At 39.0% G+C, this 24,736-nt stretch carries 23 protein-coding genes, 6 tRNA genes and 2 rRNA genes (1 of these 31 cut by a window edge); 30 read left to right on the top strand and 1 reads right to left on the bottom strand.

Annotation, left to right across the window (positions count from 1 at the left end):
- The 28 genes from MHB58_RS19400 to MHB58_RS19265 form a co-directional block, all read left to right on the top strand.
- Window positions 1-1,674 (top strand): 23S ribosomal RNA (locus MHB58_RS19400) (it extends 1,255 nt beyond the left edge of the window).
- A gap of 86 nt (window positions 1,675-1,760) precedes the next feature.
- Window positions 1,761-1,876, top strand: a 5S ribosomal RNA gene (rrf, locus tag MHB58_RS19395).
- 265 nt (window positions 1,877-2,141) lie between these two features.
- On the top strand, window positions 2,142-2,774 hold the full coding sequence (locus tag MHB58_RS19390; RefSeq protein WP_014822429.1) for a FusB/FusC family EF-G-binding protein: 633 nt from the start codon (window positions 2,142-2,144) through the stop codon (window positions 2,772-2,774).
- Between the two features lie 96 nt (window positions 2,775-2,870).
- Window positions 2,871-4,163, top strand: coding sequence for an alpha/beta hydrolase (locus MHB58_RS19385; RefSeq protein WP_014822430.1), 1,293 nt, complete (start codon window positions 2,871-2,873; stop codon window positions 4,161-4,163).
- 160 nt (window positions 4,164-4,323) lie between these two features.
- Window positions 4,324-4,399 (top strand) — tRNA-Asn (locus MHB58_RS19380).
- 128 nt (window positions 4,400-4,527) lie between these two features.
- A tRNA-Glu gene (locus MHB58_RS19375) sits at window positions 4,528-4,602 on the top strand.
- A gap of 45 nt (window positions 4,603-4,647) precedes the next feature.
- Window positions 4,648-4,723: transfer RNA gene (locus tag MHB58_RS19370), tRNA-Val, on the top strand.
- Between the two features lie 30 nt (window positions 4,724-4,753).
- Window positions 4,754-4,837, top strand: a tRNA-Tyr gene (locus MHB58_RS19365).
- Window positions 4,838-4,850: 13 nt separating this feature from the next.
- Window positions 4,851-4,925, top strand: a tRNA-Gln gene (locus MHB58_RS19360).
- 17 nt (window positions 4,926-4,942) lie between these two features.
- Window positions 4,943-5,015, top strand: a tRNA-Lys gene (locus MHB58_RS19355).
- 187 nt (window positions 5,016-5,202) lie between these two features.
- Entirely contained in the window at window positions 5,203-6,105 is a 903-nt protein-coding gene (gene rocF / locus MHB58_RS19350; protein WP_173364523.1) for an arginase, read from the top strand.
- Between the two features lie 150 nt (window positions 6,106-6,255).
- Window positions 6,256-6,819, top strand: coding sequence for an RNA polymerase sigma factor SigW (gene sigW / locus MHB58_RS19345; RefSeq protein WP_008405972.1), 564 nt, complete (start codon window positions 6,256-6,258; stop codon window positions 6,817-6,819).
- A 13-nt stretch (window positions 6,820-6,832) separates the two neighbouring features.
- A complete protein-coding gene (locus tag MHB58_RS19340; protein ID WP_014822431.1) occupies window positions 6,833-7,447 on the top strand; it encodes a zf-HC2 domain-containing protein in 615 nt (204 codons plus the stop codon).
- A gap of 208 nt (window positions 7,448-7,655) precedes the next feature.
- Window positions 7,656-8,492 (top strand): diadenylate cyclase CdaA, encoded by an 837-nt coding sequence (cdaA, locus tag MHB58_RS19335; protein WP_008405970.1) that lies wholly within the window; start codon window positions 7,656-7,658, stop codon window positions 8,490-8,492.
- Window positions 8,485-9,501: a CdaR family protein gene (locus MHB58_RS19330; protein ID WP_008405969.1), complete on the top strand. Its 1,017-nt coding sequence runs from the start codon at window positions 8,485-8,487 to the stop codon at window positions 9,499-9,501. Before cdaA ends, MHB58_RS19330 begins: the two co-directional genes overlap by 8 nt.
- An 83-nt stretch (window positions 9,502-9,584) precedes the next feature.
- Window positions 9,585-10,937, top strand: a complete 1,353-nt coding sequence (gene glmM, locus MHB58_RS19325) for a phosphoglucosamine mutase (protein WP_008405968.1) — start codon at window positions 9,585-9,587, stop codon at window positions 10,935-10,937.
- A gap of 482 nt (window positions 10,938-11,419) precedes the next feature.
- On the top strand, window positions 11,420-11,944 hold the full coding sequence (locus tag MHB58_RS19320) for a type 1 glutamine amidotransferase domain-containing protein (RefSeq protein ID WP_008405967.1): 525 nt from the start codon (window positions 11,420-11,422) through the stop codon (window positions 11,942-11,944).
- Window positions 11,945-12,646: 702 nt separating this feature from the next.
- Complete coding sequence (glmS, locus tag MHB58_RS19315) at window positions 12,647-14,446, top strand: glutamine--fructose-6-phosphate transaminase (isomerizing) (protein ID WP_008405965.1); 1,800 nt, start codon at window positions 12,647-12,649, stop codon at window positions 14,444-14,446.
- A 327-nt stretch (window positions 14,447-14,773) separates the two neighbouring features.
- The gene (locus tag MHB58_RS19310; RefSeq protein ID WP_065216085.1) at window positions 14,774-15,886 is read left to right on the top strand and encodes an ABC transporter permease; all 1,113 of its coding nucleotides are present in this window, start codon (window positions 14,774-14,776) and stop codon (window positions 15,884-15,886) included.
- Window positions 15,887-16,564 (top strand): ABC transporter ATP-binding protein, encoded by a 678-nt coding sequence (locus MHB58_RS19305; RefSeq protein ID WP_008405954.1) that lies wholly within the window; start codon window positions 15,887-15,889, stop codon window positions 16,562-16,564.
- Window positions 16,565-16,682: 118 nt separating this feature from the next.
- On the top strand, window positions 16,683-17,396 hold the full coding sequence (locus MHB58_RS19300) for a ZIP family metal transporter (protein ID WP_008405952.1): 714 nt from the start codon (window positions 16,683-16,685) through the stop codon (window positions 17,394-17,396).
- A gap of 101 nt (window positions 17,397-17,497) precedes the next feature.
- Window positions 17,498-18,421, top strand: a complete 924-nt coding sequence (locus tag MHB58_RS19295; protein ID WP_340735854.1) for an aminoglycoside phosphotransferase family protein — start codon at window positions 17,498-17,500, stop codon at window positions 18,419-18,421.
- A 34-nt stretch (window positions 18,422-18,455) separates the two neighbouring features.
- Window positions 18,456-18,665 (top strand): hypothetical protein, encoded by a 210-nt coding sequence (locus tag MHB58_RS19290; protein ID WP_008405950.1) that lies wholly within the window; start codon window positions 18,456-18,458, stop codon window positions 18,663-18,665.
- Window positions 18,662-19,375, top strand: a complete 714-nt coding sequence (locus MHB58_RS19285) for a class I SAM-dependent methyltransferase (RefSeq protein WP_340735853.1) — start codon at window positions 18,662-18,664, stop codon at window positions 19,373-19,375. Before MHB58_RS19290 ends, MHB58_RS19285 begins: the two co-directional genes overlap by 4 nt.
- 356 nt (window positions 19,376-19,731) lie before the next feature.
- The gene (locus MHB58_RS19280) at window positions 19,732-20,061 is read left to right on the top strand and encodes a hypothetical protein (protein WP_041865679.1); all 330 of its coding nucleotides are present in this window, start codon (window positions 19,732-19,734) and stop codon (window positions 20,059-20,061) included.
- A gap of 15 nt (window positions 20,062-20,076) precedes the next feature.
- The gene (locus tag MHB58_RS19275; protein ID WP_008405945.1) at window positions 20,077-20,475 is read left to right on the top strand and encodes a DUF350 domain-containing protein; all 399 of its coding nucleotides are present in this window, start codon (window positions 20,077-20,079) and stop codon (window positions 20,473-20,475) included.
- A 17-nt stretch (window positions 20,476-20,492) separates the two neighbouring features.
- The gene (locus MHB58_RS19270) at window positions 20,493-20,948 is read left to right on the top strand and encodes a hypothetical protein (RefSeq protein WP_008405943.1); all 456 of its coding nucleotides are present in this window, start codon (window positions 20,493-20,495) and stop codon (window positions 20,946-20,948) included.
- A gap of 7 nt (window positions 20,949-20,955) precedes the next feature.
- Window positions 20,956-22,188 carry a glutathionylspermidine synthase family protein gene (locus tag MHB58_RS19265; protein WP_340735852.1) on the top strand — a complete coding sequence of 411 codons (1,233 nt, stop codon included), beginning with the start codon at window positions 20,956-20,958 and terminating at the stop codon, window positions 22,186-22,188.
- A 224-nt stretch (window positions 22,189-22,412) separates the two neighbouring features.
- On the opposite strand, the gene MHB58_RS19260 is transcribed toward MHB58_RS19265, so the two are convergent.
- A complete protein-coding gene (locus tag MHB58_RS19260; RefSeq protein ID WP_340735851.1) occupies window positions 22,413-23,180 on the bottom strand; it encodes a sulfite exporter TauE/SafE family protein in 768 nt (255 codons plus the stop codon).
- A 98-nt stretch (window positions 23,181-23,278) separates the two neighbouring features.
- Between MHB58_RS19260 and MHB58_RS19255 the strand changes: the two genes are divergently transcribed.
- Together MHB58_RS19255 and psiE are read left to right on the top strand one after the other, a co-directional pair.
- The gene (locus MHB58_RS19255; protein WP_014822456.1) at window positions 23,279-24,166 is read left to right on the top strand and encodes a LysR family transcriptional regulator; all 888 of its coding nucleotides are present in this window, start codon (window positions 23,279-23,281) and stop codon (window positions 24,164-24,166) included.
- Between the two features lie 121 nt (window positions 24,167-24,287).
- Window positions 24,288-24,716 carry a phosphate-starvation-inducible protein PsiE gene (psiE, locus tag MHB58_RS19250; RefSeq protein WP_008405939.1) on the top strand — a complete coding sequence of 143 codons (429 nt, stop codon included), beginning with the start codon at window positions 24,288-24,290 and terminating at the stop codon, window positions 24,714-24,716.
- Window positions 24,717-24,736: the final 20 nt, after the last annotated feature.

Below are 24,736 nucleotides of genomic sequence, written 5' to 3'. Positions count from 1 at the left end.
GAAGTCAGACCGGAAGGACTGGTGGAGCGGTTAGAAGTGAGAATGCCGGTATGAGTAGCGAAACATGGGTGAGAATCCCATGCACCGTATGACTAAGGTTTCCTGAGGAAGGCTCGTCCGCTCAGGGTTAGTCGGGACCTAAGCCGAGGCCGATAGGCGTAGGCGATGGACAACAGGTTGATATTCCTGTACCACCTCCTCACCGTTTGAGAAATGGGGGGACGCAGTAGGATAGGGTAAGCACGCCGTTGGTTGCGCGTGTTCAAGCAGTAAGGCGTGTATGTAGGCAAATCCGCATACTTTAACGTTGAGCTGTGATGACGAGCTCGTATGAGCGAAGTTCCTGATTTCACACTGCCAAGAAAAGCCTCTATCGAGGTGAGAGGTGCCCGTACCGCAAACCGACACAGGTAGTCGAGGAGAGAATCCTAAGGTGTGCGAGAGAACTCTCGTTAAGGAACTCGGCAAAATGACCCCGTAACTTCGGGAGAAGGGGTGCTTCTTTGGGTGCATAGCCTAGAGAAGCCGCAGTGAATAGGCCCAGGCGACTGTTTAGCAAAAACACAGGTCTCTGCAAAACCGTAAGGTGACGTATAGGGGCTGACGCCTGCCCGGTGCTGGAAGGTTAAGAGGAGCGGTTAGCGCAAGCGAAGCTGTGAATTGAAGCCCCAGTAAACGGCGGCCGTAACTATAACGGTCCTAAGGTAGCGAAATTCCTTGTCGGGTAAGTTCCGACCCGCACGAAAGGCGTAACGATCTGGGCACTGTCTCAACGAGAGACTCGGTGAAATTATAGTACCTGTGAAGATGCAGGTTACCCGCGACAGGACGGAAAGACCCCGTGGAGCTTTACTGTAGCCTGATATTGAATTTTGGTACAACTTGTACAGGATAGGTAGGAGCCAGAGATCTCGGAGCGCCAGCTTCGAAGGAGGCGTCGGTGGGATACTACCCTGGTTGTATTGAACTTCTAACCCATGCCCCTTAGCGGGGTAGGAGACAGTGTCAGGCGGACAGTTTGACTGGGGCGGTCGCCTCCTAAAGAGTAACGGAGGCGCCCAAAGGTTCCCTCAGAATGGTTGGAAATCATTCGTAGAGTGTAAAGGCATAAGGGAGCTTGACTGCGAGACCTACAAGTCGAGCAGGGTCGAAAGACGGGCTTAGTGATCCGGTGGTTCCGCATGGAAGGGCCATCGCTCAACGGATAAAAGCTACCCCGGGGATAACAGGCTTATCTCCCCCAAGAGTCCACATCGACGGGGAGGTTTGGCACCTCGATGTCGGCTCATCGCATCCTGGGGCTGTAGTCGGTCCCAAGGGTTGGGCTGTTCGCCCATTAAAGCGGTACGCGAGCTGGGTTCAGAACGTCGTGAGACAGTTCGGTCCCTATCCGTCGTGGGCGTAGGAAATTTGAGAGGAGCTGTCCTTAGTACGAGAGGACCGGGATGGACATACCGCTGGTGTACCAGTTGTCTTGCCAAAGGCATCGCTGGGTAGCTATGTATGGACGGGATAAGTGCTGAAAGCATCTAAGCATGAAGCCCCCCTCAAGATGAGATTTCCCATTACGCAAGTAAGTAAGACCCCTGAAAGACGATCAGGTAGATAGGTTCGAGGTGGAAGTGCGGTGACGCATGCAGCTGACGAATACTAATCGGTCGAGGACTTAACCACATTTTATTGCTCAATTCAATGAAACGTTTATCCAGTTTTGAAAGAATGAAAATTCTTTTACATAGGCTTATTAAAAGCCATTATAGTGAAGTGATGATGGCAAAGAGGTCACACCCGTTCCCATACCGAACACGGAAGTTAAGCTCTTTAGCGCCGATGGTAGTTGGGGGCTTCCCCCTGTGAGAGTAGGACGTCGCTTCGCTCAAAAAGTCGCTGCTGATTTAGTCAGTAGTGGCTTTTTTATGTTGAAAATTAAGTGTATGGGTACTATAAAATACAATAGAAGTTTATAATAAGTTAAACCAAAGTAGGCGTCCTAAAAACAGACCCCCTTCTTTGGTTTTTCTTTTATTTAAGTTTCGCTTGCCTAATACGAGAATTGGTGAAGTAGTTGACCAATAAAGCAGAAAGAAATACGATTAATAAATGTAAAGGTTCTTACAAGGCAAAATATTGGAGGAAATAACATGACTGCACCATTTTTAACAGTGGTAGACTTACGTTTAATCGAGCAACAATTAAATAAAATATTGAAGGCAAAGCTAACGTCGAATGATCAGAAAATAGTTGCGGCTGTACGTGAACTGGCAATTACAGAGCTAAGAGAAAGATTGACACATGTAGATGAAGACATTATTAAAGAAGTGGAAACGATTGAAGATACTATAGGTGCAGAGCTATTTTTTCAAAGCTTAAAATCATATACCATTCCATTTAAGTCAATTTCAGAGCAAGGTCTACAAAAATTGTTTAAAAAAGATAAAAAGCTGAAGCTACCTAAACTTGAGACAATTGATTGGCAAGCAATCAGCTATCTATCATGGTTGGATAAAGGAACAAACCGCCAATACATTGTACTGGAAAAGGAAGGCGAATATACGGCATTGCGTGGAGTTGTAGATGCTCATAACCCAATTAAAGGTGTCTGTTCGATTTGTAACCAGCATAGTGTAGTTCATCTGTTTACAGCTACGGTAAAGGGGAACGGTGACAATTATACATCTTATAGTAATTACATTTGCAACGACTCACAACTATGTAATCAAAGGGTAAGTGATTATGATAAACTTCAGGAATTTGTTGCCCGTAATTTAATATAAAAATAAAAGTCATCTTCATTGATGGCTTTTTTATTTTGAAACTTTTTCCTATTCTGACCGTAAAGGAAATTAAGATAGAATGGGGAGGAAAAAGACATGCGAAACATTGCTTATAGTTTAGCTATTGTATTACTGTTGTCAGCTTGTAATAGTGAAAGTACGGGTGATAACTCAACAGTGGAAGAACAGACGAAGCAGGAGGTTGTGCAGGTGGATGAAGCATTAATAGGAAAGTGGCAGGGGATGATTGAAATTCCTCAGTCACCTCTTGAAATAATTTTAAATTTGGAGGAGGCAAGTGGGAATATTTCTGTACCAGTTCAAGGAATCACTGAATTCGCATTTGAATCAATTGAATATAATGGCTCGGATGCGGTTATCACTATTAACATAGCTGGATCTTTAATAAAGATTGCAGGAACTCTGAAAAACGAAACTATAGAAGGAACGTTTACGCAAAACGGACAGTCCTATCCTATTACGTTAAAGCCATATACAGAAACGCCTGTTACGTATAAAGAGCTATTGATTCCTGTTGCCGGCGGAGAGCTTAAAGCAGCGTTACAGATGCCTGATAAACCTACGGGAGAGCTAGTCATAATCCATGCAGGGTCAGGTCCTACAAATAAAGACGGTAACACAATAGGGGCTGGTGCGAATAATAGCTTAAAAATGATTGCAGAGAGCTTAGCGGAGAAAGGGATTGCTTCTATTCGTTTCGATAAGCGTGGAATTGGTGATAATACGGCACTTATTAAAAAGGAAGATGATTTAACATTTGATCTGTATGTTGAAGATGTTCTGGCAATTGTAGACTATGCTAAAAACGATGACCGCTTTAATGAAATTCATTTACTAGGTCATAGCGAAGGTGCTTTAATAATGACGGTTGCCGCTCAACAAAATGATATAGCATCACTTATTTCGATTGCAGGGATTGGCAGACCGGCTGATGAAGTTTTAATGGAACAATTGTCAGGAAGCTTACCTCCGAATTTATTAATGGAATCCGAAAAAGCATTGCAGCAATTAAAAGCTGGTAAAAAGGTAGAGACAGTATCTGAACAGCTCCAATCACTATTTAGGCCATCTGTTCAACCATATATGATTTCATGGCTTAAATACGATCCACAACAAGAAATAAGCAATGTTAATGTTCCGGTTATCATTCTTCAAGGAAGAAAAGATATTCAAGTAACCGTAACAGATGCAGAAAACTTATATGCAGCAAATGATCAAGCGATAATACATTATTTCAGTAAGATGAATCATGTGTTAAAAGAAATAGAAGGAGATCGAGAACAAAATATTGCGAGCTATTCCAATCCCGATTTACCACTCGCAAATGGCTTAATCAATGAAATTGTCGAGTTTATAAAGCGGTATTAGAAAACAATAATTCATTATAATGAGGTATTTATAATAGAAGAAAAGCCTAAAAAATAAAATGTTCAAATTATTTCAAAAAACTACTTGTATAAATTTTAAACGTTGCTATAATAATAAATGTACGAAAGATGGCTTGTACATCATTGTATAATAGTAGCGTTCCGAAGTAGCTCAGTTGGTAGAGCATCCGGCTGTTAACCGGCAGGTCGCAGGTTCGAGTCCTGCCTTCGGAGCCATTTTTTTTGCCTTTTTACTATTATAAAATAAGCAATAAAACTTTTTCGAAAAAGTTTTTAAAAAAGGCTTGCACTATATAAAAAATGATGATATTATAAATCTTGTCTTCAAGAGAACAACTTATAACGGCCCGTTGGTCAAGTGGTTAAGACACCGCCCTTTCACGGCGGTAACACGGGTTCGAATCCCGTACGGGTCACCATTTAAGGCTTCATAAAAAAATAAAACAGTAACACTTGTTATGTATGGAGGATTAGCTCAGCTGGGAGAGCACCTGCCTTACAAGCAGGGGGTCGGCGGTTCGAGCCCGTCATCCTCCACCATTCAACTTTAACAGTGTTGCATCATTTGTCGGAGGGGTAGCGAAGTGGCTAAACGCGGCGGACTGTAAATCCGCTCCTTAGGGTTCGGCGGTTCGAATCCGTCCCCCTCCACCATCTATAAAATGTTTGGGGTATAGCCAAGCGGTAAGGCAACGGATTTTGATTCCGTCATGCCCTGGTTCGAATCCAGGTACCCCAGCCATTTTTTTTATTTTTTATGAGCCATTAGCTCAGTTGGTAGAGCATCTGACTTTTAATCAGAGGGTCGAAGGTTCGAGTCCTTCATGGCTCACTTTTATTTTATAAACTTAGAAGTGTACTTAAATATCAAATAAAAATCCTTTACTTATTTATAAGTAAAGGATTTTTTGCGTATAAAAAGGGAAAATCGTTTAGTTGCTCGAAACTTCTATAGGAGGATGAGCAGAGAATAGAATAGAATAGAAAAACTACATGACATGTTAGGGGATGCAGAAATGATGAATAAGAAAATTTCAATCGTAGGGGTACCATGTGATTATGGGCAACAGCGCCGTGGGGTGGATATGGGACCGAGTGCAATTAGGTATGCGGGGTTGCAGCAACGTTTGACTAATCTTGGATATGAAGTTGAGGATGAAGGGAATATTCAAGTAATTGAAGGGGATGCAGCTGCACAGAAAGATGAAAAGCTGCTTAATCTGGAAGAAGTAATTAAGGTCAATACAGCGCTTGCCGAAAAAGTATTTAACGTCGTAAAAAAGGATTACATACCGCTTGTTTTAGGAGGCGACCATAGTATTGCAATTGGTACATTGGCTGGCCTATCGATGAAATATAAGAATCAGGGCGTGATCTGGTTTGATGCTCATGCAGATTTAAATACACCGGAAACGACACCATCGGGAAATATTCATGGAATGCCGCTAGCAACAAGTATTGGGCTAGGACATCAAAGGCTAACGTCAATTTTACATGCAGAACCAAAAATTAAAGCCGAAAACATTGTTATAATTGGGGGGCGTTCTATCGATGAGGGTGAACGGGAACTTATTAAGACACGAGGCATTAAAATATACACAATGCACGAAATTGATCGGCTTGGAATGACGTATGTAATGGAAGAAACACTAAAATACTTTAAGCAATTGCAAATAGACGGCCTTCATTTATCACTTGATTTAGATGCATTAGATCCTTTATATACTCCTGGAGTGGGGACACCGGTAGCAGGTGGGATCACTTACAGAGAAAGTCATTTAGCGATGGAAATGATACAGGAATCCGGATTAATGACATCAGCAGAGTTTGTAGAAGTGAACCCTATATTAGATGAGAGAAATAAAACAGCAGATGTAGCGGTTGCATTAATTGGCTCTTTATTTGGCGAAACTTTAGTATGATAATTACGAAAAAATTCGATTGGTCGTTATGAAGTTTGTTATAATAAGGGCACATATTTATGGGTGGGAAAATATTTTTATAGAAAGTGAAACCTTTTAATAAGCAATCCGTATATATAGAACAGCTGAAAAGGTGGAGAGGAAAGACAAATGGATGCGTTAGTTAATAAAAGAATAAAGCAAGTGCTTAAAGGTGACCAAAACGCATATGCCGACATCGTTAACCTCTACCAGCACAAGCTGTATCAAGTGTGCTATCGAATGCTTGGCAATAAACAGGAAGCAGAAGATATCGCGCAGGAGGCATTCATACGGGCCTATATTAATTTACATTCGTATGATCAAAATCGAAAATTTTCAACATGGCTTTACCGAATCGGAACAAATCTTTGCATTGACCGAATTCGTAAAAAGAAGCCCGATTATTATTTAGATGCGGAGGTAGCCGGGACAGAAGGGCTGGATATGTATTCTCAAATTGCTGCAGATGAGCAGTTGCCGGAAGAGGCCGTTGAGCAGATGGAGCTTCAGGACCGCATACAATATGAAATTAGCCGCCTCCCAGACAAGTATCGATCGGTCATTGTTTTAAAATATATAGAAGAACTGTCCCTTCAGGAAATTAGCGAAATTTTGGATATGCCTTTAGGAACAGTTAAAACGCGGATTCACCGTGGCCGTGAAGCATTAAGAAAGCAGTTAAACAATTTGTAGGAGGAAGATACGCATGAAAACGTGTGCATCAGAATTCGTGGATTATATGCACGAATATTTAGATGGTGATATTAGTCGTGAGCATGAACAATTATTGAAGCAGCATTTACAAACATGCCCTGATTGCCAACAACATATGCATGAATTAAGTGACACGGTTGCGTTTATCAAGAGTGCAGCACATATTACTGCCCCTCCGCGCTTTGAGGATCAAGTGATAAGTCGTTTACCGAAACGCAAAAGTTCTGCCGGCATCAAACGTTGGTTCCGTCAGCATCCTGTACTTGTAGCTGCAGCAGTATTCTTTTTATGTATGAGTGCCACATTGTTAGGCAGCTTCCCTAATGATGATCAATTCTCTGTGACAAAACAGCCTAATTTAGTTGTTGAGGGGCAAACGGTAACAGTGCCTGACGGTCAAGTTGTAAAAGGTGACATCGTTGTGAAAAATGGCGATATTATTGTCGAAGGGGAAGTGGACGGCAATATTACAGTTATCAATGGCAACTACATGGCATCTACGGCAGTCGTTACAGGGCAAGTAGAGGAAATCGATGAAATGTTCGAATGGCTTTGGTACAAAATTAAAGACGGCTTCAATAAAGCAATCGCTGTCTTTGATAAGTAACATCGGACAATTGTCACTAAGACAATTATAATAAGAAATAATATTTTCTTAATAAATCGGAACTTTTCTCAAAAAAAAGCCGTTCTAGTATAGAAAGAAAAGTCTACTCGTTCGGGTAGACTTTTTTCTGTTAGGAAAGTTAATCCCTGACAGAATTGTGCTATACTAAAAACAATATGGATTAGCAAGTAAAGGTGGGGGATGCCACATGCAAATAATTGAACAATTTACAGACATTGCTGCTGTAGATATGATTTTTAAAGTACTGGACGTACTGCTTGTATGGTACGTAGTTTATAAAGCATTGACCCTCATTAAAGGAACGAAAGCCGTTCAATTATTAAAAGGGTTATTAATTGTTGTGTTAGCGAAATTTGCTACCTACGTTTTCGGTTTAGACACCCTTGATTGGTTACTGCAAGAAGTAATTGATTGGGGTTTCTTAGCCATTATTATAATATTCCAGCCGGAAATTCGCCGGGCCCTTGAGCAGATCGGGCGAGGGAAGATTTTCCAACGCACTAATAACCAGCAGGAAGATGAACAGACACGCTTAGTCGAAGCGATGAAAAAATCCGTAAGTTATATGGCAAAGCGCCGAATTGGAGCACTTATATCAATCGAAAAAGATACAGGCTTAAATGAATATGTAGAAACAGGCATTAAGATGGATGCTGCAATTTCTTCTGAATTAATGATTAATATTTTCATCCCAAATACACCGCTTCATGACGGGGCCGTAATTATACAGAAAAACCAAATTGCCGCTTCGGCATGTTATTTACCATTATCGGAAAGTGCATTTATTTCCAAAGAACTTGGTACACGTCACCGAGCTGCACTTGGGTTAAGTGAAGTAACAGATGCAATTACAATTGTTGTATCCGAAGAAACAGGTGCGATTAGTATAACAGCTAACGGCAATTTACACCGTAATCTCACTATTAAAGAATTTGAAGAATTACTGCGTAAACTGTGGTTTGGTCCTGAGCAAGATTCTAACTTAGCATCTAAGTGGACTTGGGGAGGGAAAAAGAATGGATAAGGTATTTGATAGCTCATGGATGCTCCGTTTAACCGCTTTGTTTTTAGCGGTTGCACTTTTCCTGTATATTCAAACAGAAGAAAAACGTGAAACGGAATCGAGCTCATCCAATGAAACAGATGTCATCACAAATGTGCCATTGGAAGTTTACTATGATTCTGATAATTTATTTGTGACAGGGCTCCCTGAAACGGTCGATGTGAAAATTTCAGGACCGAAACAAATTGTAATGAAAACAAAGCTGGAAAAGGATTTCAAACTCTTTGTCGATTTAAACTCATTGTTAATTGGTGAACATAGCGTTACAATACATCAAGAAAACTTTTCCGAAAAACTTGATGTATCAATTGAGCCAAGAATAATTAATGTAACAATAGAGGAAAAGGTTACTGAACAGTTTCGTGTAGAGCCGGAAATGAATAGCCGCCTTTTAGCGGAGAACTTTGTACTGAACGAGATGACAGCAGAACCGTCAAAAGTAGCGGTAACAGGAGCGAAGAGTGTCATTGATAACATAAGTTATGTAAAGGCGACGGTTTCAGGCGAGAAAGATGTAAATAAGTCATTTGAGCAGGAAGCGGCTGTAAAGGTACTCGACCGTGATCTGAATAAGCTCGATGTCAGCATTAATCCGGATAAGGTCAATGTAAAAGTAGAAATTAATGAATATAGTAGAGAAGTCCCGATTAAGATCAACGAAATTGGGGAACCAGTAGAGGGGCTTAAAATTGACAGTTTATCCCCAGAAAAATCTAACATAACGGTATATGGTTCTAAATCTGTAGTGGATACATTAAAAGAAGTGGTTGTTAATGTCGACCTTTCAAAAATAAAAAAATCCGGTCCGTACGATTTAAAGATTGAGCTTCCAACAGGTGCTACCAAGTTATCTCAAGATAAACTAACGGTACGTGCTAGTGTGAGTGGAGAGCCAGTTCGTGAACAGGATAATAAAAGTGAAACAGATAAAGATGCAGATACAAATGTTGAAGATACAGATGGAAACTAGCTATCAATAAAACAAGCAATCCACTTTATGTGGTAAATTTAAAAACGTATGGTATTTCAAGCGTTGAAGGAGAGAAAAAGTAAATGGGTAAATATTTCGGAACAGATGGCGTTCGAGGTGTCGCTAATAGTGAACTAACACCAGAGTTGGCATTTAAACTAGGCCGTATTGGCGGCTATGTGCTGACGAAGGATGCTAAAGATCGCCCGAAAGTGTTAATTGGACGCGATACACGTATATCTGGGGAAATGTTGGAAGGTGCACTTGTTGCAGGTCTTCTTTCAATTGGAGCAGAAGTTATGCGTTTAGGTGTAATTAGTACACCGGGTGTTGCGTATCTTACACGTGTCATGAATGCTGAAGCGGGTGTTATGATCTCGGCATCTCACAATCCTGTTGCAGATAACGGCATTAAATTTTTCGGTCCAGACGGCTTTAAATTAACAGATGCACAAGAAGAAGAGATTGAACGTATTCTTGATGCAGAAGAAGATACATTACCACGTCCAGTAGGTGCTGCTATTGGTGCAGTAACAGACTACTTTGAAGGTGGACAAAAATATATTTCATACTTAAAACAAACAGTAGAAGAAGATTTTGAAGGATTACATGTGGCGTTAGACTGTGCGCATGGTGCGACTTCTTCTCTAGCAACACATTTATTCGCAGATTTAGAGGCAGACATTTCAACGATGGGTGCTTCACCGGATGGACTGAACATTAATGAAGGTGTCGGTTCAACACATCCTGAAAAGTTAGCGGCATTTGTCACGGAGCGCGGGGCGGATGTTGGTTTAGCATTTGATGGAGATGGAGACCGTTTAATCGCTGTAGATGAAAACGGTACGATTGTTGACGGTGACCAAATTATGTTCATCATCGGGAAATATTTACAAGCGAAAGGTCGTTTAAACAAAGGCACGATAGTTTCGACGGTTATGAGTAATATGGGCTTCTACAAAGCGCTTGAAGAAAACGAAATGACAAGTGTAAAGACAGCGGTTGGTGACCGCTATGTTGTGGAAGAAATGCGTGCAAATGATTATAACTTAGGTGGCGAGCAATCAGGTCACATCGTGTTTTTAGATTACAATACAACAGGCGACGGTCTGCTTACAGGTATTCAGTTAGTGAATATTATGAAAGCAACAGGCAAAAAGCTTTCTGAACTTGCAGGGGAAATGACAATTTACCCGCAAAAATTAGTAAACGTACGTGTAACAGATAAACATGCAGTAACTCAAAATGAAAAGGTGGCAGCTGTCATCGCTGAAGTAGAAGCGGAAATGGCCGGCAATGGTCGTGTATTAGTACGCCCTTCAGGTACAGAGCCTTTAGTGCGTGTTATGGTAGAAGCAGCTTCTGAAGAGGCTTGTGAAAATTATGTTGCACGCATTGCAGATGTAGTACGTACAGAAATGGGTTTAGCTGAATAAATTTTATAACGGCACCGGGAGTAATGGAAACATTGCTTCCGGTGTTTTTTTGTGGGCACGTTTTTAATGGCAGCATGCGGATTTTCTAATATCCTGCTTAGAAGATCTAATATAACTGAAAGAGTTCTAATAAAATGCTGTTCTTCTAATAAAAGTGCCCGATGTTCTAATATGTAGTTTAAGTTTTCAAATACCCATGTCGAATGTTCTCATAACGACTGTCACTCTTCTAAAATCTCATCCAATTGTTCTAATATAACGATTCAAGATCAAATCTAAACAATACAAAAACGGTTTTTTACCTCTTAAACCCAGTTATAAATTTAACCATTCAAATGAATACTTAAACTGTTCAAGCATCCGGCTAAAACGTTCTAAAAATACCTACACTTGTTCTAATAAATGCACTATAACATGTTTCATTTTCAAGAATTCGGGGAAACAAAATAAAGTAACCTAATAAGACGAAGGAGTGTTTTACATTGGCTAAAATTGCAACATTAATTACAGATAAGTTTGAAGATGTGGAGTTCACAAGTCCGAAAGAAGCACTTGAAGCTGCAGGTCATACAATTGTAACGATCGATAAAGAAGGCAATAAATCGATTACAGGGAAAAATGGTGAAGCAACAGTTCAGATTGATAAAGGGGTAGCAGAGGCAAACCCGCAGGACTTTGATGCGTTATTTATCCCGGGTGGTTTTTCACCGGATTTACTGCGTGATGATGATCGCGTTGTAGCATTTGCAAAACATTTTATGGATGAAAAGAAACCTGTCTTTGCAATTTGCCATGGACCACAGCTGTTAATTACGGCGAAGTCATTAGAGGGACGAGATGCGACAGGTTATAAATCGATTAAAGTCGATATGGAATATGCAGGGGTAAATTTCCATGATGAAGAAGTATTTGTTTGTCAAAAACAGCTTGTTACAAGCCGTACACCGGATGATTTACCTGCCTTTAACCGAGAAATTGTTAATTTATTAAAAGAGAAGGAGCTTTAATCGAGCTCTTTGCATACGATAGAAAATAGTGCATATCCCGTTTTGATGTCATGTAAGGAGTGAGTCTTGTAATCAGTGGGATGACAATGATTCTGCTGTTACAAAATTCACCTCCTAAATCAAAACGGGATATTTTCTTATGGGAAAGAATTCACATACGTAAGGCAACAGCCGCACTAGCTTTGGAAAGAAAATTTTTCTATGAAGCGCTTACAATGAAAGCGTAGGATTGACGGTGAAATTGTTTATGTGTATGATGTAAATGCTCAGCAAAAGGATATGGCTGAGTTGCGCAAAAGGAGAGGAAATCGCGCATACAAAATCGGAAAACAATTATAGCGCCAGAACTAAGGAAATCGAGCGGACATAATCCTTAGTTGACGAGGTGGAGGTTTATCGAAATTTCGGCGGATGCCTCCCGATCGCACATGCCCGGTTGTAACTTTCGTTTTAAAACAGAGAAGCGATTTTCTGGACAGAAAAACGAAACGGCATACAATTAAAAATAATATTTAGCTACATCACCTTTTTAAATAGAGCAGGATTGTTAATGATGCGTGCAGGCTTTGCTAAACGAGAGCAAACATCACCTTCGAATTAACTTCCCTAAAGGCACTAGGCAAAAAATGGTAGATTTCGTAGTCTGCTTTTGTGTTGTCAAAATGTGCTTCGATGTAGCAATAACATTGGAGGAAACGGATTATGTGTGGAATTGTAGGATATAACGGCGTATTGGACGCTAAAGAGATTTTATTAAAAGGTTTAGAGAAACTAGAGTACCGAGGCTATGATTCTGCAGGGATTGCTGTACACAATGAAGAAGGCGTAACAGTTTTCAAAGAAAAGGGACGTATTGCGGATTTACGAAAAGCAGTTGATGGCGATGTTGAAGCGGCTGTAGGGATTGGTCATACACGTTGGGCAACTCACGGTGTACCGAACCGCTTAAATGCCCACCCTCATACAAGTGCTTCAGGCCGCTATACGCTTGTACACAATGGCGTTATCGAAAACTATCATTTATTACAAAAAGCTTATCTTAAAGGAATTCAGATGAGCTCTGATACAGATACAGAAGTTATCGTACAGTTAATCGATTTATTTGCTAAAGAGGGCTTATCTACGTTAGAAGCATTCCGTAAGACATTATCATTAGTGCACGGATCTTATGCATTAGCGCTTTTGGATAATGAAGATGTGGAAACGATTTACGTAGCGAAAAACAAGTCACCGTTATTAGTAGGTGTAGGTGAAGACTTCAACGTAATCGCTTCAGATGCAATGGCGATGCTGCAAGTAACAGACCAGTTTATCGAATTGCACGATAAAGAAGTGGTAATCGTCCGTAAAGATAAAGTTGAAATTACAACATTAAATGGCCGCGTTGTTGAGCGTGCACCATATACAGCACAATTGGATGCTTCTGATATCGAAAAGGGAACATACCCTCACTACATGTTAAAAGAAATGGATGAGCAGCCAACTGTGATCCGTAAAATTATTCAAGCATATGAACAAGGTGAAGATGTTACGGTTGATGCAGATATTCTAAAAGCATTAGCGGAAGCAGACCGTCTATATATTATTGCGGCAGGTACAAGTTACCATGCCGGCTTAATCGGGAAACAGTACTTCGAAAAAATCGCAGGCATTCCAGTAGAAGTACACATTTCAAGTGAGTTTGGCTATAATATGCCGTTACTATCGAAGAAACCTTTATTTATCTTCATTTCACAATCAGGGGAAACAGCGGATAGCCGTCAAGTATTAGTAAAAATTAAAGAGCTTGGCTACAAAGCGTTAACTGTAACGAACGTACAAGGGTCAACACTTTCACGTGAAGCGGATTATACATTACTATTACATGCCGGACCTGAAATTGCTGTAGCTTCTACAAAAGCATATGTCGCTCAAGTAGCTGTTTTAGCAGTAGCTGCCTATGCCGTTGCTAAGCAATTAGGAATGGAGCTTGACTTTGATTTAAAACAGGAGCTGGCGATCGTTGCAAACGGCATCCAGACAATTATCGACTCTAAGGATGAAATGGAGCAGATTGCCGAAGACTATTTAAAAATCGCACGCAATGCGTTCTTCATCGGTCGTAATATGGACTTCTGTGTATCATTGGAAGGTGCGTTAAAACTTAAAGAAATCTCATACATTCAGGCAGAAGGTTTTGCCGGTGGTGAGTTAAAACACGGTACGATTGCATTAATCGAAGAAGGTACACCAGTCTTTGCTTTAGCAACACAAAAAGGTGTGGCGCTTAACATTCGCGGTAACGTGAAAGAAGTAGTGGCTCGCGGTGCCAACGCATGTATTATTGCAATGGAAGGCATGGAAGAAGAAGGCGACCGTTTAGTCATCCCTTCAGTACATGAACTATTAACACCACTAGTATCTGTTGTACCATTACAATTAATCAGCTATTATGCTGCACTTCACCGTCGTTGTGACGTTGATAAACCTCGTAACCTGGCAAAATCAGTTACAGTTGAATAATAAAGATTTTAAAAACCGTTCGCTTATCTATTAAATAAGCGAACGGTTTTTTATATATTAATATAACGAACCTACTTACATAATTTTTCAAATAAAATTTTAAAAAGTTTATATAAAGTTCATATTCGGCGCCTATACTATAAAAGCAACATGGAAAAAAATTATATTTATCCATTTTTTAATAGTTATAATTTATGTTCAAATGGAGAATTTGATATTTGAATATAGTTATTAAAAGGCGGATAATTTATTTCGAGGTGATCAATTTTCTAGTAATTAGAAGAGTTGAAAAGATCGGTTGATATATATTACTAAGGAGGATTTACAATGTTTTTAGCAATCAAAGAAATGAAACACGCGAAAAAACGTTTCATGATGATTGGCGCAATTATTATGCTTATCGCATGGCTTGTTTTTATTTTATCAGGATTAGGTAATGGCTTATCGTCATTAGCTGCAGCGACGATGAAAAATATTGACGGAGATCTTTTTATTTATGAAGAAGGCTCTGCTGCAACAATGATGAAAACGAAGGTAACAGGTACGATTGCCGATGATGTTGAGGGTCAATTTGGTGTCAAAGAGGCAGCGAAGTTCGGACAATCAACTGTTATCGTGAAATCGCCTGATGCGAAAGAAAAAGTAGACGTAGCGTTTCTTGGAATCGAACCAGGTAAATTTATCGAGCCAAAAGTTGTAGCAGGTAAACAAATGGCTGCAGAAGATAAGATGGGCGTCATCATTGATGAAACATTGCAAGAAAAAGGCTACGAGATTGGCGATACAATTGAAGTAACAAGCTCTAGTATTGAATTAACAGTAGTCGGCATTACTAAAGGTGAAACGTTTAACCATTTACCAAGTGTATTTGTTAACGTAGACGTTTGGCAAAGCTATGCATTTGCAGCACCAGGATCAGATAATGGTTTAGAGAGTCCAGTAGCAATGATTGCTTTACAAGGTGCAAACATTGATGCTGATAAAATCGAAAACAACTATGATGAGATTGAAACTTTTACAAAATCAGAAGCCGTAATGGGAATGCCGGGTTATAAAGAAGAAAGCGGAACAATCTATATGATGCTTGCCTTCTTATTCATCATTTCAGCTGTTATTATTGCGGTATTCTTCTATGTATTCATTTTGCAAAAAACACAGCAATTCGGTGTCATGAAAGCAATTGGTGCATCAAATAGCTTTATTAAAAAATCGATTATTTCACAAGTATTCGTGTTATCACTAATCAGCATTATTGCCGGCATTGTATTAACGTATTTAACTGCTCTTGTTTTTCCAGAGGGAATGCCGTTTAACTTAGATTTTAAAATGGTTCTTTTATACGCGCTTGTGTTATTAATTGTATCTGTTTTAGGTTCTGTTATTTCAGCTCGCCAAGTAACAAAAATTGATCCTTTAACAGCGATTGGGAGAGTGGAATAAATGACAGGTTTAGTACTAAAAAATGTAACGAAATCATTTAAAGAAGGGGACTCTACAGTGGATGCACTTAAAAATGTATCCCTTACAGTAAACCCGGGTGAGTTCATCGCTATTATCGGTCCATCAGGTTCAGGGAAAAGTACGCTTTTATCGATTGCTGGGGCATTACTTCAGCCTTCAACAGGTGAAGTACTTGTTAATGGTACAAATATCGGCAAGATGAAGGAAAAAGATTTATCGGCTTTTCGTTTAACAGATGTTGGATTCATTTTACAAACATCAAACTTAATTCCGTATTTAACGGTGTTAGATCAGTTATTACTAGTACGTAAAATGAAAGGCAAAGTATCAGCAGAAGATACGAAATTTGCGAAAACATTACTAACGGAATTAGGATTAGGTGACAAGTTCAACAAATTCCCGAATGAGTTATCTGGTGGGGAACGTCAGCGTGTTGCGATCGCTCGTGCATTTGTGAATAATTCAAATATCATTTTAGCTGATGAACCGACAGCAAGCTTAGATTCTAAGCGTGCATTCGAAGTCGTAAAGCAAATCCGAAAAGAAGTTAAAGAACGCAACAAAGCTGCTGTCATGGTAACCCATGACGAACGTATGCTAGAGTTTTGCGATAAAGTGTATCGTATGGAAGATGGACTGTTAACTCTGGAAGGATAATCAAATTATATTTAACCGTATTTAAAGTAAACTCATACTTTAAATACGGTTTTTTTTATTTTCATAAATGCTGAAGATTAACCATACGACTAACTATACTCAGTGAAAGGTGATAACGATGTGGTTACTAGGCTTTTTATGGACTTCTTCAGGCATATTCATTGGTGGCATGATCGCATGGCTTTTTAAAGGAATCAAGCAAAGGGCAAATATTATTTATGCGCTTTGTACAGGAGTTATTCTGGGCTTGATCAGTTTTGAAATTCTTCCTGAAGCGATTGAATCAGGCGGTTGGTTAAGTACGATTATTGGATTTGTTATAGGGATGATGGTATTCACAGTACTGCATGGTAGTTCGCACTTTAAACAAGGTAAGGAAAGTTATAGTAAAGAGAAATACTATATTCGTACTGGCCTATTATTAATGCTTAGTTTCGCGGTTCACAATTTTCCGATTGGAATAACATTAGGGGCCAACCAAGAACCTGTTCTTACAAAGGCTTTACTACAAACACTTTTATTTCATAGTATTCCCGAGGGAATAATTTTGTTTATCCCTTTAATATTAGCAGGGTTAAATATATTTACAGTTTTATTAATTTCCTTTCTCGTATCGGTGCCAGTAGCTTTAGGTGTATTTATCGGTAGTTTTTTTAGTATTGTTCATCCGCTATTAAACACCGCCTTCATGAGTTTTGCTATGGGGATGATTTTTATAGTTACCGTATCGGAAATCTTATATCCGGCACTCAATAACTCATCCGTATTCAAAATTTTATGCTGCACACTTATAGGTTTTGGAGTAATCGGATATTATCTTCACTTACTTTAAAGTTTTAATATTGGAACATTGCCTTCACTTTATTTGGAAAATTATGTACAATTATATGTTAAAATACTAGAAGCAATTACTAGCAAAAGGGGGGATTATCCATGTTCGATATAAAAAACTACGATACCTTCAAGAAAATTGAAGCAATCAATAAAGGCTGGTCGGATGATAAAAAGTTCTATATTGAAACAGTTACAAATGGGAAATTGCTGCTGCGCATATGTGAAATGGCGGAGTATGATAAAAAGAAAAGTGAATATGAAATCATAAAGCGTTTAGCTGATCGGGGCTTGCCCGTTTCACGACCTGTCGATTTTGGAGTTTGTGACAACGGTAAAAGTGTTTACTCAATTTTCGTATGGTGTGACGGTGAAGATGCGGAGAAAGTATTACCTAACCTGACAGAAGTGGAACAGTATTCACTAGGGGTGAAATCAGGGCAAATACTGAAAGAGATTCACAGTATTCCTGCACCAGCAGAGCAGGAAGATTGGGGATCACACTTTAACCGTAAAGCAGACAGTAAAATCAGACTTTACCAGGAATGTGATGTAAAAATAGAGGGGGACGATAAAATCATTCGATATATCGAAGAGAACAGACACCTCCTTGAAGGCAGAGAGCAAAGTTTCCATCATGGCGATTACCATGTTGGAAATATGGTTATTTCTCCTCAGAAAGAGCTGTATGTAATTGACTTTAACCGCAGTGATTTTGGAGACCCGTGGGAAGAATTTAACCGGATTGTATGGAGTGCAACTGCCAGTCCATCTTTTGCTACAGGGCAGCTTAACGGATATTTTAACGGAACACCGCCGATGGAATTTTTCTCGCTTCTTGCTTTTTATATTAGCAGTAATATGCTGTCATCCATTCCTTGGGCTGCAAATTACAGTGAACATGATTTAAATATAATGAAAAATCAGGCAAAAAACGTTTTGCAATGGTTTGATGGCATGAACAATCCTGTACCGACCTGGTATAGAAGAGAATTAAATTCGGTCGATTTACAACGTAAAAGCTAATGGACAGTAAAAAGAATAGAACGGAGATGAAAAGATGGGAAAAGAATTTTGGATTCCATTACTTGCCTCTTTTGCAACAATAGCTGTTTTATATTTTATCGGTTATGTAGCTAACTTAGATTTTCTGATTTTTAAAATTTCCCTCTCATATACGGAGATTGCTTTACTGCCAATCTTTGTAGGTGCAGCAGTAGGAATAATAACTGAACGGATGCTCAAAAGGAAAGCAGGGGAAGTTAAATGATTGCTTATTATTACGACCAGCTTCATACATGGGGAAAAGAAGATGAATACTTTATGGAGCTTCTACAATTATCAAAAGCTAAAAAAATTGCCGATCTAGGCTGCGGTACTGGGCGGGTAACGATTGAACTGGCAAAGACCGGCTATGAAGTGACTGGAATCGACCCTAATGAAGAAGCCGTTCATAGAGCTCAAAGTAAGGAAAATGCTGAATTGGTTTCATGGATCATTGGTGATAGTAAGAGCTTAACAATTAATTCCTATGATGCAGTTATCATGACAGCGAATGTGGCACAGGTTTTTATTACAGAAGAGAGCTGGAGTAATGTTTTACAGGATGTATTTACAGCTTTAAAGCCTGGCGGACAATTTATTTTTGATGCACGGAACCCCCAAGCAAGAGCATGGGAAGAGTGGCAAAAAGATGAGACAGTAGACCAGCTTCAAGATATCTATACCTTAGACCTGTTGCTGTATTGGGATGAATATGAAGGGTTAGATCGAAATGTTTTTACGTTTTATGAAAAGATTAAAAATGTTAATACAGGTATTACGCACGAAGCAAAGGTCCAGTTAATTTTTCGAAGCCTAGAGGAAATTTCATCCGCACTTAAAAAGGCAGGCTTTACAACTGTGAACGCTTATGAAGACTTTACGTTTCAAACAGCTACAAATCAGGCAAAGTCGTTTATATTTCATTGTGTAAAATGAGTTGAATGCAAAAGCTGAAGAAAGAGTAGGAGGAATTTTTTGGTTAGTATACTGGAAAATATTTTTCAAATTTCTGGAGCCATTCTCCTATTATGTGGGATATATTTTTATTGGCATTTCAGGAAAATGAAGAAAGAAAAAAAGTTAACATCAACTGAACGTGTAATCTACATGATTACGCAAATCACATTGTATATATGTGCGGGGAGCTACCTTCTATTGTTTTTAGATAAATAAATTAAAAGTGCTGGTTATTTCAAATCCTGTTACTGTACGGGATTTTTTTAAATTTATAGAATCTTTTTTTCCTGTTGTTACGTACGATTAAAGAGGAAAGGAAATGGAGGCTAAGAAAGATGGAGAAGACGAAAAAATTGATGGCCGGCGTATCAGCAACTGCGCTTACATTAAGTTTGGCTGGCTGCGGTACTTCAAGCAGTTTACCCCCAAAGCCTACAGACCAAAGCTGCCGGGATTGGGACTGGTCGGAAGAAGAAGGCGTATGGCGATGTGACGAGAGCCGTTCAGGACATTACGGCGCCTACTATTATGGGGGTAGATATTTCAATAATAGATCTGCACTAAATAGTGACAGCAGCTACATAAATTATAAAAACAGCGATAGCTTTAAGGCCGCAAAGACCAGTTCAGGTTTTGGCAGTGGCGCTAAAAGCTTCGGGGGATAGGAGAGACAAAATAGAATGAATGGGTATTTGAATTTTTTATCATATCTGGGCGTGTCATTAGGTTTATTAATTATCGGTATGGTGCTGTTTGCGCTCAGTACACCGAAAATTAAAGAGTTTCAGTTAATTGCACAAAGGAATGTCGCAGCCGCAATGTTAATGGGCGGTAAAGTAGTGGGTCTGGCAATCGTATTAGGTGCAGCGGCAGAGTATTCAATATCATTAATGGATATGGCTATTTGGGGTGTGATTGGAATTGTAGCGCAGGTAATAGTGTTTTTCCTGGCTGAAATTATAACAATCCGCTTCAGCATTCAAAAGGCGATTGAGGAAGATAACCGTGCAGTCGGAACAATGTTATTATCGTTATCAATTGCAGTCGGGTTGATAGTTGCGAAATGCATATCTTATTAATTTAAGGAGCGGAAACGATGAAGCGGTTAATTTACTATGTTGAAAAAGGAAATGGTCATTATGAGCCGTTTTATGAATATACGGAAACAAATGTAGGGATCGATGAATTTTACGCAAGGCAGCTTTGCACGTATTTTATTATGCGCGGTACACAGTATGAGCTTGTATCGAATGAGATGGAAGAAGATGTGGAAGTCCTTGTGCTAAAGGAGATGGGCCGCAATTTATCCGGTGAGGATGAGAAAAACTTTCGTGAGCGGGGTATACATATCGAGTTTAGAAGCCCAAACGAACGTGAAAATTATCGTCTGTTGTCACGTATTCCTTGTGATACGCATTTTGAAGTGATCCGCTATTTACTGAAAAACGTAGTAGATATACCATCGATTGGACAAATGCTTGTTACTTCAACAGAGATTGATGAAGATCGTGGTGTCTACGTGATTTATGTTACCGAGATGAAAGTGAGCTGAGCAATCCATGACGAACAGCGAGCGCAGGAAATTTTATGCAAGTATTGACCGGTTTTGGGCCGATTTATATAACGAGGAATATGCTCTCTATGACGTTTATGAAGTAACAGAAGAAGAAGTAGAAAAAATTCGCATAGCTACTGAATGTGCAGGGAAAATCTTTTTTAAAACAGCCCATTTATTACGCAATCTTCCGGATGAAGCACTGATTGAAATGGGCTATCCAGAAGAAACGATTCCTATTCTGCGCCTGAAAACACTGGAAGCGGAAAGTGTTATTGCGCGTTTTGATTTTATTGCTCATAATGGCGGCTATAAATGTATTGAAATGAATGCTGATACACCTACGTTCATCAAGGAGTTATTTGTTGTAAACGGCCAAATCTGCAAAGCATTCGGCATGGAAAATCCGAATAATGAAATGGAAGAGATGTTAAAAAGCATGGTGAGGAAAAGTGTTGCCCAAAGCATATTTTCCCCTGATGCACATATCGTTTTTACCGCACACGATGATAATATAGAAGATTATTATACTACGCTTTACATAATGCAATTTGTGCCCGGAGCAAAGTTTACTCCTTTACACCAATTGCAAATACAAAAGGGTGTCGGGTTGTTCGATGAGGATGGAAAGCGGATCGACTTGCTGTATCGTCCAACATTTCCGATAGAAAATTTAATTCAGGACGAAGATGATGCGCAGAATCGAATAGGATTGTGGCTAATGGAACTGGTAGAGCAGGATTTGCTGACAATCCTTAACCCACCCTCGGCATTTTTATTGCAAAACAAAGCAGTACAAGCCATCATCTGGGGCTTGCACGAAGAACGAAATGCATTTTTTACGACGGAAGAGCATGAATGGATTGCCGAATATTTTTTGCCGACCTATTTGGAAGATAGCCTGTTTATCGAAAAAGGAATCCGCTATGTAAAGAAACCCGTATTTGGCCGGGAGGGAGATACGGTAGAAATATTTGATGAAGATGGACAGCTTATAAAAGAAGATATCCAAAAATCGTATCATCACTATCCGAAAGTGTACCAGCAATTTATCGAGCAGCAGAAAACAACTTTCCGAAGCGAAAAGGGAAGACAAACAGGTGAATTGCTGGTCGGCAGTTTTTTAATAAGCGGAAAGCCGGCAGCAATAGGGTTGCGTGTTGGCGGGATGATCACAAACAATTTATCGTATTATTTACCGATTGGAATGAAAGTTAAGGGGTATCACATAACTTGAGCAATCATTCTCTTGCTAATTTATCGTTTACAATTTGCGCGGTTATTTTATTAAATAATGTAATGGTCTTTGTATTAAATACCGAAATATCCAAGGCAACATTTAATCTGTCGATACTTTTAATGGTTATTTTATTTTTGAATGGTGTAGTGCATAAGAAAAGGGCCAGTAAATAAAACTGGCTGGGACAGATGCATTTTAAGTTTGTCCCAGCCGCCACAATATTAGAAAAGTAAATCCGATATTACTTGGATAATTAACAGGAAAAATATAATAGGAAGCAAAATCTCAACCCATTTCCCTTTTAAATAAGGAATGATTTTTAGACCGATATGGGAGCCAACAATCGATCCGACAGCTACAGGAACAGCAACACCCCAATTAACGATGCCATAGAACAGGTAAAATAAAAAAGCAGTTGTGCAGCTTGAAAACATTAAAAAACGAGTCATTTCTGCAGCCATTACATAGCTGACTTGTTTCTTCAGAAAGTATGTAATGTTTAGCAATGCAGAACCTGTTCCAAGCCCACCATCATAAATACTAATAAAAAAAGGTGCAATTAAATTAGTTTTCTTTTCGATGTCGGGCTGCTCATTAATAACTTCTTTCTTTTTACTTTTAATAAGAAAAAAGAACATTACGATTAAAACAATACATGCAACAATATTCATCGTATGTTCCGCCAATCTTGTTGCTAAAAATGCCCCGCTTATACCGCCAATTGCTGCAATCAGCATAAATGGAATCATTTTTTTCAGTTGTACTCTTTTTTTCAACGTCAGAACAATAACCGTCGAAAATGAAGATATGCCTGTTGCAAATTTATTAATTGCGACAGTCGCATGAATCGGAATGCCGACTAACAATAAGGAAGGAAGCAATACAAATCCTGCAGCCCCAAACATGACCCCTACAATGGAAGCAAGTATGCCGATTGCGAATAAAATGAGCCCATCTATGGATAGCCACTCTATAAATAAGTTCTCCAAACAAATCCCCCCTACTCACAAAATACTGCTATACTACTCATAAAACAAATATATATATTTTGTATATTCATAAATTTAAGTTATGAGTGGGTGAGGAAATGAATTTACATACGCTACGAATTTTCACAAATGTTGCAAAACTGGGCAGTATTACTGAAGCAGCGAAACTCTTGCATATCAGTCAGCCGGCTGTAACTATACAAATACGCAAACTTGAACGAGAAATCGGAGTGAAACTTATAGAAGGAAAGGGAAGGGGTATTCAGCTTACTTATGAAGGTGAATTTCTTTATGAGCAGGGCTTGCGGTTATTTCATTTGGAAGAACAGATTGATGATAAATTTAAATCCTTTTTGGAAAAGAAAGAGAATATAAAAATCGCTTCGTCTTATATTTCAACCAATTATATTTTGCCGCCAATCATTGCGGGATATAAATCAAAAAATCCAAATATCGATATGTATGTATCGCTTGGAAATGTACAGTCTGTGGAGCGTCATGTTCTTGATTATAAAGTTGATTTTGGTTTTGTTGTGCAAAGCAATATTGGCCATGAAGATTTGTCCTTTGAGAAAATACTGGATATTCCGTTTTGGTTTGTTGTCCATCCAGCACATCCATTAGCAAATAAAAAAGTATCGATTTTTGAGCTAAGTGAGCATGATTTTATTTATAGGGAGCGAGGCAGTTCAACACTGGATTTAATGGAGGCAATTTTTTATACGCATAATTGCCCGTTACCGAGATTTGGCTTACAAATAGAAGGTGTACTGGAATCGATTAAAGTTGTGGAAGCCGGTTATGGAATGGCAATCGCACCAGCATGCAGTGTTAAGGAAAAACTGTTGCAAGGCAGCATTGCACGCGTCTTTGTCAATCAAGTGGAAATCAGCCAGAGCTTGTTTTGCTGTACAAGAAAAGTGGATAAGGTGAAGCATCCGTTTATTCAATATTTGAAAATGAATCTGGGCAATTTAGAAATTTAAAAGGTTCTTTTTAAGAATAAAAACAAGTAAAAAAATTTTTTGAAATAGTAATCGCTTACAAAATTGACATACCCCTAATGATGGAATAATCTGAAAATATAACGTCTGGGGGTGTGTATAAATGAAGTTTTTATCCAAACCTAAGCCATTTAAAGAAATTATTCCGAAAGTGCTTCAAGTGATCTTGAATATTGGTTTAACAGTATTGGCGTTAACTCTTTGTGTCATGCTCATCATCGAAATGGTCGAGCTTTTAAAGTTTATATTTAACGGGCAAAAGCATGAATACAAATACTTACTGGCAAAAATTCTAGTATTCTTCCTGTATTTCGAGTTTATCACGATGATTGTGAAATACTTTAAAGAAGACTATCATTTCCCGCTTCGTTATTTTATGTATATCGGAATTACGGCCATGCTCCGTCTCATTATTGTCGAACATGATTCGGCAATGGATACACTCATTTTTGCAGGGGTAATCCTGATTTTAATTATTAGTTACTATATTATTAATATTACACCAAGAGAGCGGCCTATCAGAAAAACATAAACTTCAAGTTATTAAAAAAG

This window comes from Solibacillus sp. FSL K6-1554 (assembly GCF_038005185.1).
Taxonomy (GTDB): domain Bacteria; phylum Bacillota; class Bacilli; order Bacillales_A; family Planococcaceae; genus Solibacillus; species Solibacillus silvestris.
This window is presented reverse-complemented; position numbering and strand designations above follow the sequence as displayed.

Excerpts from the sequence above, each read along its gene's own strand:
- MHB58_RS19390 (WP_014822429.1), top strand. The coding sequence starts at position 2,142 with ATGACTGCACCATTTTTAACAGTGGTAGACTTACGTTTAATCGAGCAA.
- MHB58_RS19385 (WP_014822430.1), top strand. The coding sequence starts at position 2,871 with ATGCGAAACATTGCTTATAGTTTAGCTATTGTATTACTGTTGTCAGCT.
- rocF (WP_173364523.1), top strand. The coding sequence starts at position 5,203 with ATGAATAAGAAAATTTCAATCGTAGGGGTACCATGTGATTATGGGCAA.
- sigW (WP_008405972.1), top strand. The coding sequence starts at position 6,256 with ATGGATGCGTTAGTTAATAAAAGAATAAAGCAAGTGCTTAAAGGTGAC.
- MHB58_RS19340 (WP_014822431.1), top strand. The coding sequence starts at position 6,833 with ATGAAAACGTGTGCATCAGAATTCGTGGATTATATGCACGAATATTTA.
- cdaA (WP_008405970.1), top strand. The coding sequence starts at position 7,656 with ATGCAAATAATTGAACAATTTACAGACATTGCTGCTGTAGATATGATT.
- MHB58_RS19330 (WP_008405969.1), top strand. The coding sequence starts at position 8,485 with ATGGATAAGGTATTTGATAGCTCATGGATGCTCCGTTTAACCGCTTTG.
- glmM (WP_008405968.1), top strand. The coding sequence starts at position 9,585 with ATGGGTAAATATTTCGGAACAGATGGCGTTCGAGGTGTCGCTAATAGT.
- glmS (WP_008405965.1), top strand. The coding sequence starts at position 12,647 with ATGTGTGGAATTGTAGGATATAACGGCGTATTGGACGCTAAAGAGATT.
- MHB58_RS19310 (WP_065216085.1), top strand. The coding sequence starts at position 14,774 with ATGTTTTTAGCAATCAAAGAAATGAAACACGCGAAAAAACGTTTCATG.
- MHB58_RS19305 (WP_008405954.1), top strand. The coding sequence starts at position 15,887 with ATGACAGGTTTAGTACTAAAAAATGTAACGAAATCATTTAAAGAAGGG.
- MHB58_RS19300 (WP_008405952.1), top strand. The coding sequence starts at position 16,683 with ATGTGGTTACTAGGCTTTTTATGGACTTCTTCAGGCATATTCATTGGT.
- MHB58_RS19295 (WP_340735854.1), top strand. The coding sequence starts at position 17,498 with ATGTTCGATATAAAAAACTACGATACCTTCAAGAAAATTGAAGCAATC.
- MHB58_RS19290 (WP_008405950.1), top strand. The coding sequence starts at position 18,456 with ATGGGAAAAGAATTTTGGATTCCATTACTTGCCTCTTTTGCAACAATA.
- MHB58_RS19285 (WP_340735853.1), top strand. The coding sequence starts at position 18,662 with ATGATTGCTTATTATTACGACCAGCTTCATACATGGGGAAAAGAAGAT.
- MHB58_RS19280 (WP_041865679.1), top strand. The coding sequence starts at position 19,732 with ATGGAGAAGACGAAAAAATTGATGGCCGGCGTATCAGCAACTGCGCTT.
- MHB58_RS19275 (WP_008405945.1), top strand. The coding sequence starts at position 20,077 with ATGAATGGGTATTTGAATTTTTTATCATATCTGGGCGTGTCATTAGGT.
- MHB58_RS19270 (WP_008405943.1), top strand. The coding sequence starts at position 20,493 with ATGAAGCGGTTAATTTACTATGTTGAAAAAGGAAATGGTCATTATGAG.
- MHB58_RS19265 (WP_340735852.1), top strand. The coding sequence starts at position 20,956 with ATGACGAACAGCGAGCGCAGGAAATTTTATGCAAGTATTGACCGGTTT.
- MHB58_RS19255 (WP_014822456.1), top strand. The coding sequence starts at position 23,279 with ATGAATTTACATACGCTACGAATTTTCACAAATGTTGCAAAACTGGGC.
- psiE (WP_008405939.1), top strand. The coding sequence starts at position 24,288 with ATGAAGTTTTTATCCAAACCTAAGCCATTTAAAGAAATTATTCCGAAA.